At 69.3% G+C, this 17,167-nt stretch carries 21 protein-coding genes; 11 read left to right on the forward strand and 10 right to left on the reverse strand.

Features of this window, described 5'->3' with window-relative positions:
• Positions 1-95: 95 nt before the first annotated feature.
• Both ACIA47_RS00435 and ACIA47_RS00440 read right to left on the reverse strand, forming a co-directional pair.
• On the reverse strand, positions 96-602 hold the full coding sequence (locus ACIA47_RS00435) for a DUF664 domain-containing protein (RefSeq protein ID WP_203121363.1): 507 nt from the start codon (positions 600-602) through the stop codon (positions 96-98).
• Positions 599-1,630 carry an aldo/keto reductase gene (locus tag ACIA47_RS00440; RefSeq protein WP_396704174.1) on the reverse strand — a complete coding sequence of 344 codons (1,032 nt, stop codon included), beginning with the start codon at positions 1,628-1,630 and terminating at the stop codon, positions 599-601. The genes ACIA47_RS00435 and ACIA47_RS00440 overlap by 4 nt, the downstream gene beginning before the upstream one ends.
• 123 nt (positions 1,631-1,753) lie before the next feature.
• Between ACIA47_RS00440 and ACIA47_RS00445 the strand changes: the two genes are divergently transcribed.
• Positions 1,754-3,307, forward strand: coding sequence for an ArnT family glycosyltransferase (locus ACIA47_RS00445; protein WP_396704176.1), 1,554 nt, complete (start codon positions 1,754-1,756; stop codon positions 3,305-3,307).
• Positions 3,308-3,340: 33 nt separating this feature from the next.
• Here ACIA47_RS00445 and ACIA47_RS00450 read toward each other — a convergent pair whose 3' ends face one another.
• On the reverse strand, positions 3,341-3,823 hold the full coding sequence (locus tag ACIA47_RS00450) for an RrF2 family transcriptional regulator (protein WP_396704178.1): 483 nt from the start codon (positions 3,821-3,823) through the stop codon (positions 3,341-3,343).
• A gap of 125 nt (positions 3,824-3,948) precedes the next feature.
• On the opposite strand from ACIA47_RS00450, the gene ACIA47_RS00455 reads away from it, so the two are divergent.
• The gene (locus tag ACIA47_RS00455) at positions 3,949-4,689 is read left to right on the forward strand and encodes an SDR family oxidoreductase (RefSeq protein WP_396704180.1); all 741 of its coding nucleotides are present in this window, start codon (positions 3,949-3,951) and stop codon (positions 4,687-4,689) included.
• 87 nt (positions 4,690-4,776) lie between these two features.
• On the opposite strand, the gene ACIA47_RS00460 is transcribed toward ACIA47_RS00455, so the two are convergent.
• Both ACIA47_RS00460 and ACIA47_RS00465 read right to left on the reverse strand, forming a co-directional pair.
• Positions 4,777-5,361, reverse strand: coding sequence for a GNAT family N-acetyltransferase (locus ACIA47_RS00460; protein WP_396704182.1), 585 nt, complete (start codon positions 5,359-5,361; stop codon positions 4,777-4,779).
• Positions 5,361-6,614 carry an MFS transporter gene (locus ACIA47_RS00465; protein ID WP_396704184.1) on the reverse strand — a complete coding sequence of 418 codons (1,254 nt, stop codon included), beginning with the start codon at positions 6,612-6,614 and terminating at the stop codon, positions 5,361-5,363. Before ACIA47_RS00465 ends, ACIA47_RS00460 begins: the two co-directional genes overlap by 1 nt.
• A gap of 128 nt (positions 6,615-6,742) precedes the next feature.
• Between ACIA47_RS00465 and ACIA47_RS00470 the strand changes: the two genes are divergently transcribed.
• The 4 genes from ACIA47_RS00470 to ACIA47_RS00485 all read left to right on the forward strand — a co-directional run bounded on the left by ACIA47_RS00470 (position 6,743) and on the right by ACIA47_RS00485 (position 9,356).
• Positions 6,743-7,672, forward strand: a complete 930-nt coding sequence (locus tag ACIA47_RS00470; protein ID WP_203121373.1) for a LysR family transcriptional regulator — start codon at positions 6,743-6,745, stop codon at positions 7,670-7,672.
• Positions 7,673-7,892: 220 nt separating this feature from the next.
• Positions 7,893-8,303 (forward strand): metalloregulator ArsR/SmtB family transcription factor, encoded by a 411-nt coding sequence (locus ACIA47_RS00475; protein WP_203121374.1) that lies wholly within the window; start codon positions 7,893-7,895, stop codon positions 8,301-8,303.
• Positions 8,303-8,791, forward strand: a complete 489-nt coding sequence (locus ACIA47_RS00480; protein WP_396704187.1) for an SRPBCC domain-containing protein — start codon at positions 8,303-8,305, stop codon at positions 8,789-8,791. The genes ACIA47_RS00475 and ACIA47_RS00480 overlap by 1 nt, the downstream gene beginning before the upstream one ends.
• 4 nt (positions 8,792-8,795) lie before the next feature.
• Positions 8,796-9,356: a dihydrofolate reductase family protein gene (locus ACIA47_RS00485; protein ID WP_396704189.1), complete on the forward strand. Its 561-nt coding sequence runs from the start codon at positions 8,796-8,798 to the stop codon at positions 9,354-9,356.
• 74 nt (positions 9,357-9,430) lie between these two features.
• On the opposite strand, the gene ACIA47_RS00490 is transcribed toward ACIA47_RS00485, so the two are convergent.
• A complete protein-coding gene (locus ACIA47_RS00490; protein ID WP_203121375.1) occupies positions 9,431-9,685 on the reverse strand; it encodes a hypothetical protein in 255 nt (84 codons plus the stop codon).
• Between the two features lie 113 nt (positions 9,686-9,798).
• Here ACIA47_RS00490 and ACIA47_RS00495 point away from each other — a divergent pair, with 113 nt between their 5' ends.
• The 3 genes from ACIA47_RS00495 (at position 9,799) to ACIA47_RS00505 (ending at position 11,928) form a co-directional block, all read left to right on the forward strand.
• Positions 9,799-10,203 carry a hypothetical protein gene (locus ACIA47_RS00495; protein ID WP_396704191.1) on the forward strand — a complete coding sequence of 135 codons (405 nt, stop codon included), beginning with the start codon at positions 9,799-9,801 and terminating at the stop codon, positions 10,201-10,203.
• A 107-nt stretch (positions 10,204-10,310) separates the two neighbouring features.
• Positions 10,311-10,778, forward strand: coding sequence for an HNH endonuclease (locus tag ACIA47_RS00500; RefSeq protein ID WP_203121377.1), 468 nt, complete (start codon positions 10,311-10,313; stop codon positions 10,776-10,778).
• A 352-nt stretch (positions 10,779-11,130) separates the two neighbouring features.
• Positions 11,131-11,928: an aminoglycoside phosphotransferase family protein gene (locus tag ACIA47_RS00505; RefSeq protein ID WP_203121378.1), complete on the forward strand. Its 798-nt coding sequence runs from the start codon at positions 11,131-11,133 to the stop codon at positions 11,926-11,928.
• Positions 11,929-12,060: 132 nt separating this feature from the next.
• Here ACIA47_RS00505 and ACIA47_RS00510 read toward each other — a convergent pair whose 3' ends face one another.
• From ACIA47_RS00510 to ACIA47_RS00520, 3 genes are all read right to left on the reverse strand, one after another.
• A complete protein-coding gene (locus tag ACIA47_RS00510) occupies positions 12,061-12,462 on the reverse strand; it encodes a VOC family protein (RefSeq protein WP_396704193.1) in 402 nt (133 codons plus the stop codon).
• On the reverse strand, positions 12,459-13,226 hold the full coding sequence (locus ACIA47_RS00515; protein WP_396704195.1) for an ArsR family transcriptional regulator: 768 nt from the start codon (positions 13,224-13,226) through the stop codon (positions 12,459-12,461). Before ACIA47_RS00515 ends, ACIA47_RS00510 begins: the two co-directional genes overlap by 4 nt.
• Positions 13,227-13,556: 330 nt before the next feature.
• On the reverse strand, positions 13,557-14,018 hold the full coding sequence (locus ACIA47_RS00520; RefSeq protein WP_396704197.1) for a winged helix-turn-helix transcriptional regulator: 462 nt from the start codon (positions 14,016-14,018) through the stop codon (positions 13,557-13,559).
• A 127-nt stretch (positions 14,019-14,145) separates the two neighbouring features.
• On the opposite strand from ACIA47_RS00520, the gene ACIA47_RS00525 reads away from it, so the two are divergent.
• Both ACIA47_RS00525 and ACIA47_RS00530 read left to right on the forward strand, forming a co-directional pair.
• The gene (locus ACIA47_RS00525; RefSeq protein ID WP_203121383.1) at positions 14,146-14,814 is read left to right on the forward strand and encodes a DUF899 domain-containing protein; all 669 of its coding nucleotides are present in this window, start codon (positions 14,146-14,148) and stop codon (positions 14,812-14,814) included.
• The gene (locus ACIA47_RS00530) at positions 14,811-15,338 is read left to right on the forward strand and encodes a pyridoxamine 5'-phosphate oxidase family protein (RefSeq protein WP_396704200.1); all 528 of its coding nucleotides are present in this window, start codon (positions 14,811-14,813) and stop codon (positions 15,336-15,338) included. Before ACIA47_RS00525 ends, ACIA47_RS00530 begins: the two co-directional genes overlap by 4 nt.
• A 154-nt stretch (positions 15,339-15,492) precedes the next feature.
• Here ACIA47_RS00530 and ACIA47_RS00535 read toward each other — a convergent pair whose 3' ends face one another.
• Positions 15,493-16,875 (reverse strand): FAD-dependent monooxygenase, encoded by a 1,383-nt coding sequence (locus ACIA47_RS00535; RefSeq protein ID WP_396705311.1) that lies wholly within the window; start codon positions 16,873-16,875, stop codon positions 15,493-15,495.
• Positions 16,876-17,167 lie beyond the last annotated feature (292 nt).

The following is a 17,167-nucleotide window of genomic DNA, read 5'->3' on the forward strand; positions in this document are numbered from 1 at the left end:
GCGTCGCCACCACAGACAAGTGGGCCTCGGATTCACACGAACGAAGCCACGTGTGCGACGAGCAGCGGCATCAGCCCATTATCGAGCCGACGGCTTCACCCGCCGGTCGGGCCGCCCGCGAGTTCGGCGACCACGTCGAGGTGGCCCAGGTGGCGGGCGTACTCCTGCACCAGGTGGAACAGCACCCGCTCCAGCGACGCCGGGTCCGCGCCGTTCCACCGCGGGCCCGGCGCGCCGATCTCGGCCAGGTCGTGTGCCGTCACCACGGCCGTGGTGTGCGCGCCCTGCGCCCGCAGCGCCGCCACCAGGTCCGCGCGGCTCTCGTCGGGGGCGACGTACCAGCGGTCGTCGCGGCGGTCGCCCCACGGCTCGGCGACATCCCGGCCCTGGAAACCCCACTCGATCCAGCGCAGCTCGACGTGGCGCAGGTGTGTGAGCAGTTCCAGTGGCGTCCACCCGGACGGCAGCCGGCTGCGCCGCAGCTCCGGCTCGGCCAGCGCCGACACCTTGGCCACCGTGGACTCGCGGAAGTAGTCCAGGTAGCGCAGGAAGACCTCGGTGCGGCCGCCGGCCGGGTCGGTGGGCTCGGGGAACGACGTCATGACCCGGCCGGCAGGTCACGGGCGCGCTGGCGCACCCCGGCCGCGCCGTACGGGTAGTCGCCCACCAGCGGGGCGCTCGCCTCGTCCAGCAGCCGCATCTGCTCGGCGTCGAGGACCAGGTCGGCGGCGGTCAGGTTGTCGTCGAGCTGGTCGGTGGTACGCGCGCCGAGGATCACCGAGGTGACCGCCGGTCGGGCCGCCAGCCAGGCCAGCGACACCGCCGACATGGACACGCCCCGGTCCGCGGCGATCTGGCGGACCGCGTCGAGCACCCGCCAGGTGCGCTCCTCGGCGTTGCGACCCGCGTACGCCTCGACGCCGCGCTGCGGGTTCTCGCCGAGCCGCGTCGCGCCGGTGGGCGTGCTGTCGCGCTGGTACTTGCCGGTCAGCCACCCACCGCCCAGCGGTGACCACGGCAGGATGCCGATGCCCTCGTTCTCGCAGACCGGCACCAATTCGAACTCGATCTCCCGGGCCAGCAGGTTGTACTGCGGCTGCAAGGTCACGATCGGGGTGAGGTTGAGGTGCTGGGTGAGCAGGGCGGCCTTCTGCAACTGCCAGCCGGTGAAGTTGCTGACCCCCGCGTAGCGGATCTTGCCGGCGCTGACCGCGTCGTCGAAGAACCGCAGCGTCTCCGGCAGCGGCGTCAGCGGATCCCAGGCGTGCGCCTGGTACAGGTCGACGGCCTCGACGCCGAGGCGGCGCAGGCTGGCGTCCAGGGCGCGGGTGAGGTGCACCCGGGACAGGCCGGCGTCGTTGGCCCCCGGGCCCATCGGGAACCGTCCCTTGGTGGCGATCACCAGGCGGTCACGCAGGTCGGGTCGGCTGCGCAGCCAGCGCCCGATGATGTCCTCGGAGACGCCGGTGGAGTAGACGTCAGCGGTGTCGATGAAGGTGCCGCCGGCCTCGACAAACCGGTCCAGTTGGGCGAAGCTGCCGGCCTCGTCGGTCTCCGCGCCGAAGGTCATCGTGCCCAGACACAGGGTGGACACCAGGGTGCCGGTGTTGCCCAGAGTGCGATAGCGCATATCGTCCTTTCGGTCCGAGTGACAAAGCTGATCTTCGCACCCGCCCCGACCACCCGCATTCGGGACAGTGCCGAACGCTGGTAGGGGCACCCGCGCGGCGACGCCGCCGGTCATCATGAGCGGGTGAGCGAGCCCGCGATCGAAATCGACCGGCCTCAGCGGCCGACCCAGTCGCCGCCGTCGGGGCGGCCGCCGGAGCCCGGCGTTCGTACCCGTGGCCCGTGGCTGGTGGCCGCCGCCACCACCGTGACGCTCCTGCTACTCGCCGACCGTTACGGCTATCACCGCGACGAGCTGTACTTCCTGCTCGCCGGTCGGCACCTCGACTGGGGCTACGTCGATCAGGGGCCCCTGGTCCCGGCGCTGGCCCGGCTGCTCGACACGATCGCGCCGGGCAACCTGGTGGTGCTGCGTACCCCGTCGGCGGTGCTGGCCGGCGGTGCGGTGCTGCTGGTCGCCGCCATCGCCCGGGAGCTGGGTGCCGGCCGGGGCGGGCAGTTCTTCGCGGCGGTGCTCGCCGCGCTCTCCGGCATCGTGCTCGCCAGTGGTCACCTGCTCAGCACCACCACCGTCGACCTGCTGGTCTGGTTGGTCGCGGCGTGGTGTGCGGTGCGGTTGCTGCGTACCGGTGACAGCCGCTGGGCGTTGGGCATCGGGCTGGCGCTCGGTGTGGGCATGCTCAGCAAGCTGCTGCCGGCGCTGCTGGCCGTCGGCCTGGTCGCGGGGGTGCTCATCGCCGGCCCACGCCGGCTGCTGCGCGACCGGTGGGTGCTCGCCGCGGCCGGGGTCACCGTGCTGCTGGCCGCGCCGAACCTGATCTGGCAGGCGGCCAACGGCTTTCCGCAGCTCGGCGTGGCCGCCTCCATCTCCGACGGCGACAGCTCCTACAGCGGCCGGCTCGACGCGTTCACCCTCCAATTCGTCATCATCAGCCCGTACGCCGTACCCATCTGGATCGCCGGCCTCGTCGCGCTGCTACGTCGGCCCGAGTGGCGGGCCTACCGGGCGGTGGGGTGGGCCTGGGTGCTCGTCGTCGGCATCGTGCTGATCGCCGGCGGCAAGGGTTACTACGACGCGCCGCTGTTGCTGGTCCTCACCGCCGCCGGAGCGCTGGTCACCGTGGCGTGGGCCTCGCGCGGGTCGCTCTGGTGGCGTCGTGGGCTGCTCACGCTGGGCGTGGTGCCGTTCCTGCTGCCCAACGTCGTGCTGCTGCTGCCGGTGCTGCCGGCCGACCGGTTGCCCGGGTTCGTGGTCGACGTCAACTACGACGCCGGCGAGACGATCGGTTGGCCGGAGTTCGCCGACTCGGTCGCGAGGGTCCATCGTGGCCTGCCGCCCGAGGAGCGGTCACGGGCGGTCGTCCTGACCGCCAACTACGGCGAGGCCGGCGCACTGGCGCGTTACGGTCCGGCCCGTGGTCTCCCCCGCGCGTACTCCGGGCACAACAGCATGGTCGACTTCGGTCGGCCGCCCGCCGACGCGGACGTGGTCATCGCCGTCGGCTGGGAGCGCCCCGGCCAGCTCAACATCTGGTTCGAGCAGTGCACCCTCGCCGCGAGGGTGGAACAGCGCTTCGAGGTGGAGAACGACGAGAACGGCGGCCCGATCCACGTGTGCCGGGGGCTGCGGCGTCCGTGGGCGCAGATCTGGGACACCGAGGTACGCCACACCGGCTGATCGTGCACCACCGGCTTCGCCGGTCAGCCAGGGTCAGCTGGCTCCGCCGGTCAGCCAGGCCTGGATCCCGACCAGGGCCTCGGGGCCGGAGGTGGCGTCGACGTCGCGGGCGAGATGGGCGATCGTGACCGCGGCGAGCGCCTGGCGCCACGCGTCCTCGGCCGCCCACATCGCGCGGGCCACCGGGCACGGCGTGGTGCAGGCGTCGGCCGGCGTCGCGAACGGGCCGCGCTGGCGGATCTCGGTGCAGACGAAGGCCGGGCCGGGACCGTCGATGGCCCGGACCACGTCGAGCAGGGTGATGCTCTCCGGTGCGCGGGTCAGCACGTACCCGCCGGACTTGCCCTGCACGGAGTGGATCAGGCCGGCGCGGGCGAGCGCCTGGAGCTGCTTGGCGAGGTAGCTGCTGGAGACGTCGTGCAGTTCCGCCAGCTTGACCGCCGGAACGGGCGTGTGGCTGGCGGTGAGCACCACGCAGCAGTGCAGCGCCCACTCGACCCCGCCGGACATCTTCATGACGTCACCCTAGTCACCCCGCTACTCGGACTTGTTGTGTCCGAGTATAGTTCTCGGACAGGAAGGGTCCGAGTATCCGCTGAACCTCAGCGGTCGGGCCACACACTCACGGGAAGGTGCATGGCATGAAGATCGCCGTACTGGGCGGGACCGGCCTCATCGGGTCGCAGGTCGTCAAGATCCTGCAGGCCGCGGGGCACGAGGCGGTGCCGCTCTCGCCGTCCACCGGGGTGGACCTGCTCACCGGGCAGGGCCTGTCCGACGGGCTCGCCGGCGCCGAGGTCGTCGTCAACCTGACGAACTCGCCGACCTTCGACGAGGCCTCGCCCGCCTTCTTCCAGACGACCATGGACAACCTGCTGGCCGCAGCCGCTCGCGCGGGCGTCGGCCACGCGGTGATCCTCTCCATCGTCGGCGTCGACCAGGTGCCCGACCTGGACTACTACCGCGCCAAGACCCTCCAGGAGGAGATCCTCACGGCCGGTCCGATTCCGTACTCGATCGTCCGCGCCACCCAGTTCTTCGAGTTCGTCGAGGCGATCCTGTCCTGGACGGCCGACGACACCACCGTCCGCCTGCCCAGCACGCCGGTGCAGCCGATGGCCGCCGCCGACGTGGCGCAGGCCGTCGCCGAGGTCAGCATGGGCGCGCCATTGCAGGGCATCCGCAACGTCGCCGGGCCGGATGTCTTCGCCCTCGACGAGCTGGGGCGGATCACCCTCGCCGCCCGCGGTGACCAGCGCACCGTCACCACCGACAACGGCGCCGGCATGTTCGCCGCCATGTCCGGCGATGTCCTCATCGCAGGCGACGACGCCGTCATCGCGCCCACCGCCTACCGCGAGTGGCTCGCGCGCCGGGCCTGAGCAGGCACACCCCGCGTCTCGCGGCGGCGATCGACCGCCGCCGCGACGCGCGGGCACGGCTTCACCGATCAGCCGGCGCACGGCCGGTTACTGGCGCATCCCACCCTGTGAGGTGCGGGTCCCGGCCCGCCACTCCCTCGCCAGGATCGCGAAGACGAGCTGGTCGGCCCACTCTCCCTGGAACAGGTAACTCTCGACATGGCGGGCCTCCTGCCGCATGCCGAGTCGCGCCATCAGTCCGGCCGACGCGGTGTTGCGACCGTGGCACCGGCCGTAGACCCGGTGCAGTCCGAACTCGGTGAAACCCCAGTCCAGCACCGCGGTGGCGGCCTCCGTGGCCAACCCGCGACCGCCGTGGTCGGGGTGGAAGACGAACCCGAGCTCGGCGGTACGGTCGAGCTGGCTGCGCCACACCAACTCCACGATCCCGATCACCCGGGCGTCGGTGAGCGCGGCCATTGTCAGGCAGTCACCCTCCGCGCGCCAAGCGTCCTCACCCGCCATGGCGAGCACCGATACCCGCGACTGCTCACGGGTACGCGGCTCCGCGCCGAGCATCCAGCGCACGACGTCGGGTCGGCGCTGAAACGCGTACACGTCGTCGAGGTCGTCGATAGTGACCGGGCGCAGGACGAGCCGTGCGGTGCGGATCGGGTAGGCCGGCTGGAACATCACGCGATCGTAGAGACCCGCGCGGGGCGCTCCGGTGCCGGCCGATCGGCGTCCGGGCGTCGGGGTAGCAGCAGCGGGCTCGCGAGGATCACCAGCCCGGCGACCGCGATCGCCGTGCGGGGGCTGGTGGCCTGCGCGAGCAGCCCACCGAGCGCGCTGAGGGTGGCGATGGCCGCGCTGCTGCCGATCGACCAGGCAGAGAGGGTGCGGACGATGCGATCCTTCGGAGTCTGTTGAAGGCGGTAGGTGGCGAGCACTGGGTTGTACAGGCTCATGCTGATGATGATCGCGAACTCGACGGCGATCACCGTGGCGAGACCGACCACGCCGGGCTGGACGACGGCGAGGCCGATCAGCCAGATCGCGCGCAGCGTGCCCACGGTGCGGATGATCCGGTGTTGGCCGTAGCGTGCCACCACCCGACGGGCCAGGCGTGACCCGATGAGCCCGCCGATACAGGGCACGGCGAAGGCGAGGCCGTACTGCCAGGGCGCAAAGCCCAGCTCGCCGAGCAGGAGCACGGCCAACAGCGGCTCGGTAGCCATGATCAGTCCGCCGACGAGCAACTGGTTGAGGTAGAGCGCCCGCAGGCCGGGGTGGGTCAGCAGGTGCCGCCAGCCGTCAAGCAGCTCATCGGCCCGTACCCGGCCGGCGCCGGTGCGCCGGGGGTGGTCTTCGGGGCCGCGAATGGCGGTGAGGCCCAGCGCGGAGAGCAGGTAGCTGAGCGCGTCGGCCACGACGGTGACGACGGGCCCGAAAAGTCCCACCGCTGCGCCGCCCAGTGGTGGCCCGAGCGCGATCGAACTCCAGGCCGTCGACTCGAACCGCGCGTTCGCCACCAGCAGGTCGTCCGGACGCACGAGGGCCTTGAGGAAGGCGCCGCTGGCGGCGTTGAAGGCGATCTTGGCGGTGGCGAGCACGGCCGAGACGACCAGCAACTGCCCGAAGCTGAGCCGGCCCAGCGCGTACGCGACGGGAATGGTCAGCAGGACCGCGAACCGGGCCAGGTCCATGGCGATCATCACCCGCCGCTTGCGGTGGAACTCCACCCACGGCCCGATCGGCAACGCGATCAGCGCGCCCACCGCCGGCGCCAGCGCGGCCAACACCGACACCTGAGCGGGGCTGGCCTGCAACACCAGCACGGCGATCAACGGCAACGCCCCGAAGCCCAGCCCCGAGCCGTAGGCACTGACCGCGTACGACGCCCACAACCAGCCGAACCGCCGCCCCAGGGATCGTCTCGCGGACAAGCCCACACCTCCCGCCCCCAACAACTCAGCGTTGACCGTGAGGATCAAAGCAACGCCGTTCACCCGGGATCAAACAACCGCGTGAGCGGCGCGGCACAACCAGAGGTTGTGTCAGTAGGGTTCGTCGGGTGAACCTCGACGCCGTCCGCACCTTCGTCGCCGCCGTCGACGCCGGCCAGTTCCAGGACGCCGCCGCCGCGCTGTCGATCACCCAGCAGGCCGTCTCCAAGCGCATCGCCGCACTGGAGAAGGACCTCGGGGTACGGCTGTTCACCCGCACCGCGCGCGGCACCCACCTCACCGTCGACGGTCAGACCTTTCTGCCGCACGCCCGCGAACTGCTCCGGGCCGAGGCGCGCGCCGACGCCTCCGTACGCCCCGGCCGACGGGCACTGCGCGTCGACGTGCACAGCCGCCGGATCGCCCCGGCGGTGCTGCTCCAGGACTTCCACCGCGCGCATCCCCGCATCGAACTCGACGTCGTCACCCTCGACGCCGACGTCCACGCCGCGATGGCCGCCGTCGAGGCGGGGACTGTCGACGCCACCTTCCACGCCGTCACCGTCGCCGCGCGCCACCTGCCCGCTGCGATCAGAACCACCCGCGTGATCGACGAGCACCACGAGTTGCTCGTCGGCCCACGCCACGCCCTGGCCAACGCCCGCACCGTCACGCCCGCACAACTCGCCGAGCACCGCATCTGGATGCCCGGCATGGCCCCGGGCACCGAATGGGCCGACTACTACGATGAACTCGCTGCCGCGTTCGGCCTCACCATCGACCTGGTCGGGCCGGTCTTCGGCAACGAGGCGCTGCTGGCCGAGATCGCCGACTCCGCGGAGCTGGCGACCCTCGCGGGCGTTCGCACCCGGTATCTGTGGCCGGACAGCTACGACCTGCGGCGCGTACCGGTGCGCGACCCGGCGCCCATCTATCCCATGTCACTCATCTGGCGCGACGACAACCCGCATCCCGCGCTGCGGGCACTGCGCGACTACCTCGCCTCCCGGCGAGTGCAGGCACCCGACATCGAGGTCTGGCTACCGCCCTGGGGTTAGCGCGCAAGCGCGTAGGCCGGGACTACCCGATGGTCAACGCCGTGCGGCCGGCTTGGCCCGAACCAGCTCGGTGACCTTCGCCGTCACCCATGACCGCCACCGGACGCCGGGCACCAGATCGAGGCTTCGATGCGCCGTGTCTGCCCGCGATGCTCGGCGTGTTGACACGCGTTCATCCGGCACTACATTTAACGTGTTGGTTAAGTGACTGGAGGCTCTGGTGTCAGGCAGCGATCAACTCAGCGCGGTGTTCTCGGCGCTCGCCGACCCGACTCGACGGGCGATCCTCGCCGAGCTGGCCGACCGCGACGCCACGGTCACCGAACTCACCGCTCCGCTCCCGATCTCGATGCCGGCGGTGTCGCGGCATCTGAAGGCGCTTGAGCGCGCTGGGCTCATCTCCCGCACCCGGTCGGGGAAGTTGCGGATGAGTCGCATCGAGGCCGCCCCGCTGCGCGAAGCGGCCGAGTGGATCGAGCGCTACCGGCGGTTCTGGGACACCTCCCTCACCCGCCTCGACGCCCACCTTGCGGCCGTGCAGGCAGCTGGTCGCCCAACGGACCGAACGGCCCACGGCCCGGCGATTCCCGACAGCGAATCACCGGGCAAGGCTCACGACAAGGAGAATTGATGGACAGCGACGAGCCGCAGATCGTCATCTCACGCGTGGTGGACGCGCCACGGGAGCTGGTCTACCGAGCTTTCACCGACCCGGACCACCTGGCCGCATGGTGGGGACCGATCGGCAACTCACTGCCCCGCGACGAGATGGACTTCGACGTCCGGCCTGGCGGCCACCAGCGGTGGACCGAGGTCTTCCCGGCCCAACCCGGTCTTCGAGTCGCCGTCCACGTCGACCTCACCGATGTTGTGGACGGTGAACTGCTCGACGGCGTCGCGCACGTCACCGGGCAGCTGCCGGAGGGCATTGAGCCGCACGAGACAAGGATGCGGGTCGAGTTCCACGACGAGGCCGATGGACGGACGCGACTCGAGATCCGTCAGTGGCTCCCGGGGCGGGTGGTTGGCCCCGCCGACCAGGGTTGGAACGAGGCCTTCTCCAAACTGGACGCCACACTGCGGAATTCTCACCCCGTCGCAGTCGACGTCGAGGTGTAGCCCCATGGCCAAGCTGATCTACGTGACCAACGTGTCCCTCGACGGTTACATCGAGGACGAACACGGCAGATTCGACTGGACCCCACCCAGCGACGATTACCTCGCGTTCATCACCGACCTGGTTCGGCCCATGGGCACCTACCTCTACGGCCGACGCCTGTACGAGTCGATGTCGCTCTGGGAGACCGATCCTGCCCTGGCCGCACATTCGAAGCTCACTGCCGACTTCGCCGACGTCTGGCAGGCAGCGGACAAGGTCGTCTACTCCACGTCGCTGGACGCGACCTCGACCGCCAAGACCCGGCTCGAACGGAGCTTCGACCCTGCCTCGGTACGCGCCATGAAAGCCTCGGCCACCAGTGACCTCACCATCGGGGGCGCACACCTCGCGACGCAGGCATTCCAGGCCGGGCTGGTCGACGAGTGTCACCTGCTGATCCATCCCATCCTCACCGGCGGGGGCAAGCCCGGGCTGCCCAGCGGCACCCGCCTCGGTCTGGAGCTACTGGACAGTCGCCGACTCAGCAGCGGCGTCGTCCACCTCCACTACCGCATCCGCGCCTGAGAAGCCCGTGGGCGTCACCGACACACGTGCAGGTCGGTGACGCCGACGGGCGCGCGGGTCGCTGCTTCAGGGCGTCATGTGGTGGTGGCGAGTTCGGTGAGAATCGGGCGTAGTCGACCGGCCAGGTTCGGGTCCGTACGAGTGAGCTCCGCGGCCAGGGCCGTTGCGGCGGCCAGGAGCGCGCGACGTAACTCGGTTTCGTCGGTGGAGCGGACCAGGGTCGTTTCGAGCGGCCCGCTGATGTCGGCGGGTAGTAGGTGGGCGCCCTTGGCGAAGCTGGTGGGGAGACCCAGACGGTGGCAGGCGAGCGCGATCGTCTGGGTGCGCACGGCGCCGATCCAGTGCTCCGCTTGCCAGCATCTGCCTCGCTCGATGCTGATCCGCGCGTGCAGGGGCCGGCACACCACCCGACGGTGACGTCTTCGCGGCCTACGCCGGCCTCATGGAACATCCTGACCCCGCCGTGCGGGAGAAGGCCACTGCCGATTGGTGCGCCTGGGAGGACGCGGTGCTGTCTGGCGAGACCGGCGGCGCATCAAATCCGTACGGCGACCGCCCTACCGCTGCCCGGCTGGCCTTTGTGAGAATCTGCGCGCACTACTTCTCTCACGGGGCGTGGCTGGAGGAAGGCGTACTGCTGCACGATGCCGGTCGGCTGGCCGGCGTCCCAGGTGTCCTTATCCATGGTCGACTCGACCTGGGTGGGCCGCTGCAGACGGCGTGGGAACTGCACCGCGCCTGGCCCGGTGCGGAGTTGATCGTTGTCGAGAACGCGGGGCATCTCGGCACCGCCGAGACGCGTGAGCACGTCCTTCGAGCCCTCGACCGGTTCGCAGTCAACAGTTGACGTCTACGGCATCCACTCCGTCGCCGCGCACCTGCTCAGGGCAGGGCGCCCGCCGGAGCGGGTACCAGCAGGTCGAAGGTGTCGGAGCACTGACCTAGCCTGATGAGATGCTGTCGCAGGTGAAGGGCTTGTCCCGACATTTCACGGAGGAGACTCTGCGGGCGCACCTCATCGATCGTTCGGTTCGTCGGGACGACGGCTGCCTGATTGTCTGCGGCTACGGTAGCCAGCGGGGCGTGTACCAGAAGGTCGCCGGGAGGGCTTGGGCCCACATCACGGCCTACGTTGTCTTCGTGGGTGACTACGACCCGAATTTGGACGTGCACCACCTTTGCGGCGTGCCGGACTGCATCGAACCAACTCATCTGCAGCAGGTGACACACGCCGAAAACTGCCGCAACCGCACCCAGCAGCCGCGCTGCCGCCACGGGCACGAGCGTGAAATCGATCCCGCGAGTGGCCGCTACCGCAAGGTGTGTCGTGTGTGCAACAGCGAGGCCCAGAGAAGGTGGCGCGTCCGCCAGGCCGCAGAGGTTGCCGCCGCACGGGCGGCTTACGGGCGGCAGGTGGACTGAGTGCGTACGGCGCCGTCTCGGGTGCCGAGTTCGCTGAGCAGTACACCACTCCAGCAGGATCGCGGCGGTCAGTTTCCCGTGGCGGTCACGCCACCGCCTCCGTTCGGAGCGGATGAGTCGGCACGTGAGCTGGCCGCCAGAGCCGCGCGGGGTCGTCAACACAACATCCTGATTCCTTACGCACAAGAACTGTCATTATGGTGCCTGTACGTTGTGTACCTTTTGTCCCAGGTAATTAGCGGATTATCGTTAATGGCAATCTAGTAATTAGCTGCACTGGGCCTCGGTCCCCGCGTCAACCTGTCCCAGGAACGCGGTGGCTTTGCGGCCGTCATGCGCTGAGGATGTCTGCATGAACGACCACAGTGCGAACGCGGTCGACGAGCAGGAGGAAGCGCTACCGGGCGGCAACATGGGGGGTGCAACTCGTGTTGGTGCCACTGTTCGGCGAGGTGCCGGAACCTGGAGCCCGACGATTCAACGCCTGCTCAGACATCTACGTGAGCGTGGCGTCACCTGGGCTCCGCAACCGCTCGGGATCGATGAGCACGGACGCGACAGCGTCTCGTACCTGCCGGGCATCGTGCCGCAGTACCCGTTGCCGGACTGGATCTGGAGCGATGGCGTCCTCACCGATGCGGGTGTCTACCTCGCACAACTTCACCAGGCCAGCGCCGGCTTCGACACCGCCGGCGGAGTTTGGCAGTTCCCGGTACGGCAGCCAGCTGAGGTCGTCTGTCACAACGACTTTGCGCCGTACAACATGGTCTTCACCGACCGGCGGCTCACCGGCGTCATCGACTGGGACACGGCGTCGCCCGGTCCCCGATCGTGGGATCTGGCCTACCTTGCCTACCGGCTGGTGCCGCTGGCCCATCCCGACAACGGCGACGCAATCGACAGTGACCTGGGCGAGCGGGTACGTCGGCTGCGCATACTCTGCGATGCCTACGGCTCGGGGCAAGACCCTGCTCACGTCCTCCAGGCCGCGGTCCATCGACTACACGACCTCGCCGCCTTCACCGAGGCCCGGGCTGATCAGGGACAGGAAAACATTCGCAGTCATGTCGCGCTCTACCGACGCGACGCTAGGTGGATCACCGCGCACGCCGATCAGTTGAGCCGGGATGTCGCCTTGGGCCACCAGTGACCCCATTGGCCCCGCACGGCGTGCGTTGGATGCGCGGGATCCCGTGCATGAGCGGCTGGCTGCGGCGGAGTTGGCGCTGAGGAACATCGGCTCTGCCTTGGCGGGCTGCGCGGCGGCGAAGTGCGACTGGTTTTAGGTGTTGGCGGGGGTGGCTTCGCGGACGGGTTGGAAAAGTTCGATGAGGTTGCCGGCGGGGTCGGCGAGCAGGATCTGACGGCCGCCGGGCCCAGAGACCAGTTCGCTGCGGAACGCCAGGCCGGCGTCGCGGAGCCGGTCGATCTCGGTGTCCAGGTCGTCGACGATGAGGTGGATGCGGTTGCGGCCGGGGCTGGTGGCGTCGTTCGGGGTGGCGCGGGCACCGGAGCTGGCGGGTCCGGACAGCAGCAGTCGTAGCGGGCCGCGGACCACGTCGGCGAAGGCGGGGGCCGCGCTGGACTTGAGGTGAAAATCGAGGTGGGTGGTGTAGAAGTCGACGGCGGCGTCAACATCATCGACGAGGTAGCGGACGCTGACGTATTGCTCAGGTGTGCTCACGCTCTGGTCTCCTGGGGATCGGTGGCGAGGACGGGTAGCAGATGCCGCACGCGGGTGTCGATGTCGGCAGCAACCTGCAAGAAGGCGGGGTAGTCGTCCCGGGTGCCGGCTGCGGCGGGGTCGGGGATGCTCCAGTGCAGCTGACCGGACGGGTTACCGAAGTCGGGGCAGACTTCTCGGGCCTTGTCGCACAGGGTGATCACGTAGTTGAAACGACGGCCGGTGAGCGTGTCCAGGTGCCGCGGGCGCCGGCTCGCGACGTCGACGCCGAAGCGGTCGCGCAGCACCCGCACGGCATGGGGATGTAGTTGCGGTCGGGGGCGGGTTCCTGCGCTGCTCACCTGCACATGGCCGGCGGTGTGGCGTCGGAGCTGGGCTTCGGCGATGGGGGAACGTGCGCTGTTGCCCGTGCACACGAACAGCACGGTTCGCGGCGGGTGGACCGGCGGGACCGGTGGAGTGCTGCCCAACTGCAGGGCGGGGTGCAGAGCGGCACCGGTGCCTGCCAGCGCGTGGGCGCAGCTGTCGAGGTCGAGGTGGTAGTAGCTGTCGCGACCGTCGAAGCTGCTGCGGGTGGCGGTGACCAAGCCGCCGTCGCGCAGCAGCCGCAGGTGGTAGGAGACAAGGTTCTGCGGCTGGGCCAGAAGGCTGACCAGTTCGCGGACCCGCAGGTCACTGCGGGCGAGTTCGGTCAGCAGTTGCCAGCGCAGTGGGTGTGCGGCCAGCCGGACGAACGGCGGCGCGGTGTGACTCGGCGGCCCCATGACCACGAAGATACATCAAACCCGATTGATCGGTTTGGGCCGAGCGGGAATGTGACCACGGTCGAGTTCACCGAAGGTGAGTTGAGCAGGCGCATCCGGGCACGTGGTTCACGCTCGCCGACGACGATGGCGTCGTCCCGCTCGCGGGCACGGTCGGTGTCCTCGTCGTGGTGGTCACCGGTCCGGCTGAGGGGAGCGAGACGTAGCAGAACAAGCGCCCGTTCGGTGCGAGCGCCGGGGCCTGGGGGCCAACCGTCAACACATCCGACTCTCACCGAACGTGCCGCGATCGATCGCCGGCCACAACCAGTAAGCCAACCGATCCGATGGTCAAGATCTCGGGTGGGCTCCGGGCCCGGGCAAGAGGTCGATGTCCGTTGCCCGCATGGGCTGTTCGCACTCCGAGCACCGCAGTTCCACATGACTGATCTTGCCGCAGGCGTGGTGGCGGTACAGCACCGGCGGGCCGGCCTCGCCCGCCGTCCACCGGTCACCCCACCGCACCATGACAAGCAGCAGATCACATAGCTCCCTGCCCTTGTCGGTGAGCAGATATTCGTGCCGGACCGGCCGGGCGGAATACTCACGCCGGGCCAGGACTCCCTGTTCGACCAGCCAGTTCAGCCGCTCGGCGAGCACTTTGCGGGACATGCCGAGGCCCCGCTGGAGTTGCTCGAAGCGGTGCGTGCCGGCGTAGACGTCCCGCAAGATCAGCGGCGACCACGGCTCACCGATGACGTCGAGGGTGCGGGCGATCGAGCACGCCATGGCGCCGAATTGCGTTCGCTGCATGACGCCACGATACGCACGGTGGTTCCTTCAAGGAACTGACTCTGTTAGCGTCACATCGGTCCATCTCCTTAAGGAACGGACTGGTCTGTGCCCCCTCCACACGCGTATGAAGCCGAAAGAGGCCCGCATGAACCATCCGCCGATCGTCCCGACCGGGGACTGGCAAGACGCAGTGAACACCTTGCGAGTCCACGAAAAGGCACTCACCCGCCAGCTCGACGCAGTGGCCGCGGCGCGTCGCCGGCTACCGATGACGCCAGTCGAGCAGGACTACGTGTTCGAGGGCCCGTCCGGGCCTGCCAGTCTGACCGACCTGTTCCAAGGCCGCCGCCAACTCATCGTGTACACCTTCATGTGGCACGGCGTCGACGCGGTCTGCTCCGGCTGCTCGATGTTCACCGACAACGTCGGGCACCCTGCCCACCTCAACGCCCGCGACGTCACCCTGGCGTTGACGTCCCATGGCCCACTGGACGACCTGCTGGCGCTGCGGCGGCGAATGGGTTGGACCCTGCCCTGGTACTCGTCGCTGAACAACAGCTTCAACGCCGACATGGGAACCGGCGACGGATTCGCGCTGAACGTCTTCCTCCGCGCCGACGACCGGATCTTCCGCACCTACACCACCACGGCCCGGGGCGTGGAACGGCTCGGCAGTAACTGGTCCTTTCTCGATCTGACGCCATACGGCAGACAGGAGACCTGGGAGGACTCGCCGGAAGGCTGGCCGCAGACCCAGCCCTACCAGTGGTGGCGGCTGCACGACGAGTACGACACGACCAAGGACCCGTCATGACAGTCGACACGCCAGTCGCTGAGCTGCTCTTCCAGCAGGAAGATGCGACACCCTTCAACACCGACGTGGCGACACTCAAGCCATGGAGCCAGGCATTGTCCTGTCTGGAGTCGGCGCCCAAGTGTTGGCTGTCCACGGTGGAACCGAATGGCCGTCCACACGCCGCGCCGGTGATGTTGGTGCTGGTGGATGGGGCGCCGTGCATTGCGAGCCGCCCGAACTCCCGCAAGAGCCGAAACCTGGCCGGCAATCCCCGCGCTGTCATCACAGTGAGCGGGGAAGACCTCGACCTGGTGGTGAGCGGTGTAGCTCACCAGGTGTCGGGCGGCACGGCGCTGCGCCGGGTGGCCGCCGCATTCGCAACGAAGTACGGCTGGACGTTCGCCATCAGGGACGGCCAAGTCTATGACGACAGTCTGCCGGGATCGCCCCAGTATGCCTTTTACGAGGTCTCCCCCGTCCGTGCTTTCGGCTATGGCACGGACGGGCTGACCGCGACCCGTTGGCGGTTCAACCGCACCTGACTGCCGGGCTGCGTCATGAACCGTCACCGGCGCGTCCAGCCGCACATCATCAGGGACCGGCTCGGGGTGACGCTTTGGGTTGCCCCGAGCCCGGTCCCTGATAGTTGGTCTGGGGCGGTACTCAACCTTGATGTCGAGGCCGCCGCCCCTGAGATCAGTGGACGGGCTCGCCGAACCAGCGGGAGAGGTGGTCGTCCAGGTCCTGCTGGTCGTCGCCGATCCAGGCGACGTGGCCGTCGGGGCGCAGCAGGACACCCGGAACGTCCAGCGCCGCAGTCGAATCCGCGAGGTAGTCCACCCGGTCTGACCAGCCGCCAACCGTGAGGCGCTCGGTGCGGTCCAGCAGCAGAGCGCGGCCGCGGTGCAGCAGACCGTAGAGGTGGCCCTGTTTGATATCCACGTCGGGCAGGCGGCGGCCGAGCAGGTCGGGGCCGGCGCCGAAGTCATAGCGGATGCCGATTGCGGTGGTCTTCTTCAGCAGATGGAGGTTCACCTCGTCGAAGTCCATCAACTCGGTGAGCAGCCTGCGCACCGCCTGTGCGCCCGGTTCGGTGGACAGCAGCTCCGTCTGGGCTCGGGTGTTGTCCAGCACCGCCTCGGCGACCGGACGGCGTTCGGCCTGGTAGGTATCCAGCAGTGCCTCCGGCGCCCAGCCGCGGATCCGAGCGGCCAGTTTCCAGCCGAGGTTGAATGCGTCCTGGACGCCCAGGTTGAGGCCCTGTCCGCCGATGGGCGGATGGATGTGCGCCGCGTCGCCGGCCAGCAGCACCCGCCCGACCCGATAACTGTCGGCCAGCCGGGTGGCATCGCCGAAGCGGGACAACCACCGCGGGGAGTGCACACCGAAGTCGGTCCCGGCGATGGCGCGCAACTGGTGTTTGAAGTCGTCGAGGGTGGGCGGTTCGGCGCGGTCGCTGACCCCGGCGGCGGGGACCAGGACGCTGTAGACCCCGACGCCCGCGGGCCGGAGCCAGAACCGCTGATGGGTCTCGCGGATCTCGGCCACCGTGGCGGCGATCCCCTCCGGCGGGACGCCGACTTCCATCTCGCCCATCAGGCTCTCGGTCCGGGCGGGCTCGCCGGGAAAGCCGACGCCGAGCAGTTTGCGCACAGTGCTGCGCCCGCCGTCGCAGCCAACGAGGTAGCGCGAGCGCAACTGTTCCCCGTCGGCCAGCTCGACTGTCACACCCTCGTCGTCCTGCTTGAAACCGGCGACCGCCCGATCGCGCCGGACCTGCGCGCCCAGTTCGATGGCGTGCTCTTCGAGCAGACGCTCGATGACCGGCTGCGCGATGCCCAACAGATAGGCGTACCGGGAATCCAGGCCCTTGGGCGCGGGCTTGGCGATGGCGGCGAAGAAGGCGCTGGCCGGACGCTGCCGCCCGTGCGGGAGGATGCGTTCCAGCAGCCCGCGCATCGCCATCAGCTCCAGACTGCGGATGTGCAGGCCGACGATGCGGACGGCCGACGTCGGCTCGGTCGCCTTCTCCACGATGAGGACTCGCACGTCGTGCAACCGCAGTTCGGCTGCGAGCATCGCACCGGTCGGCCCGCACCCGGCGATGATCACGTCGTACGTGCGGGGCGCGCTGTCGGTGCCGGGGGCCGACGACGATGGGCGGACGTCGCCCACGGTGGAGTGGGGCTCGACCGGGTCGGTCGACGGCGGCTCGGCGGTGAATTGCGGAGGGTACATAGGTGTTGCCTCTCGGGAGTGCCGTGTTGGCAAGGCGCTCCCGGCGACACCTACGTCAATCGCCCGACCGTGACGGCAAGGGGGAGCACCCACATCGCTACAACGTTCATGGGTCTCACCTCCTCGGGCGGTG

Source organism: Micromonospora sp. NPDC051227, from assembly GCF_044455385.1.
Taxonomy (GTDB): Bacteria; Actinomycetota; Actinomycetes; order Mycobacteriales; family Micromonosporaceae; genus Micromonospora.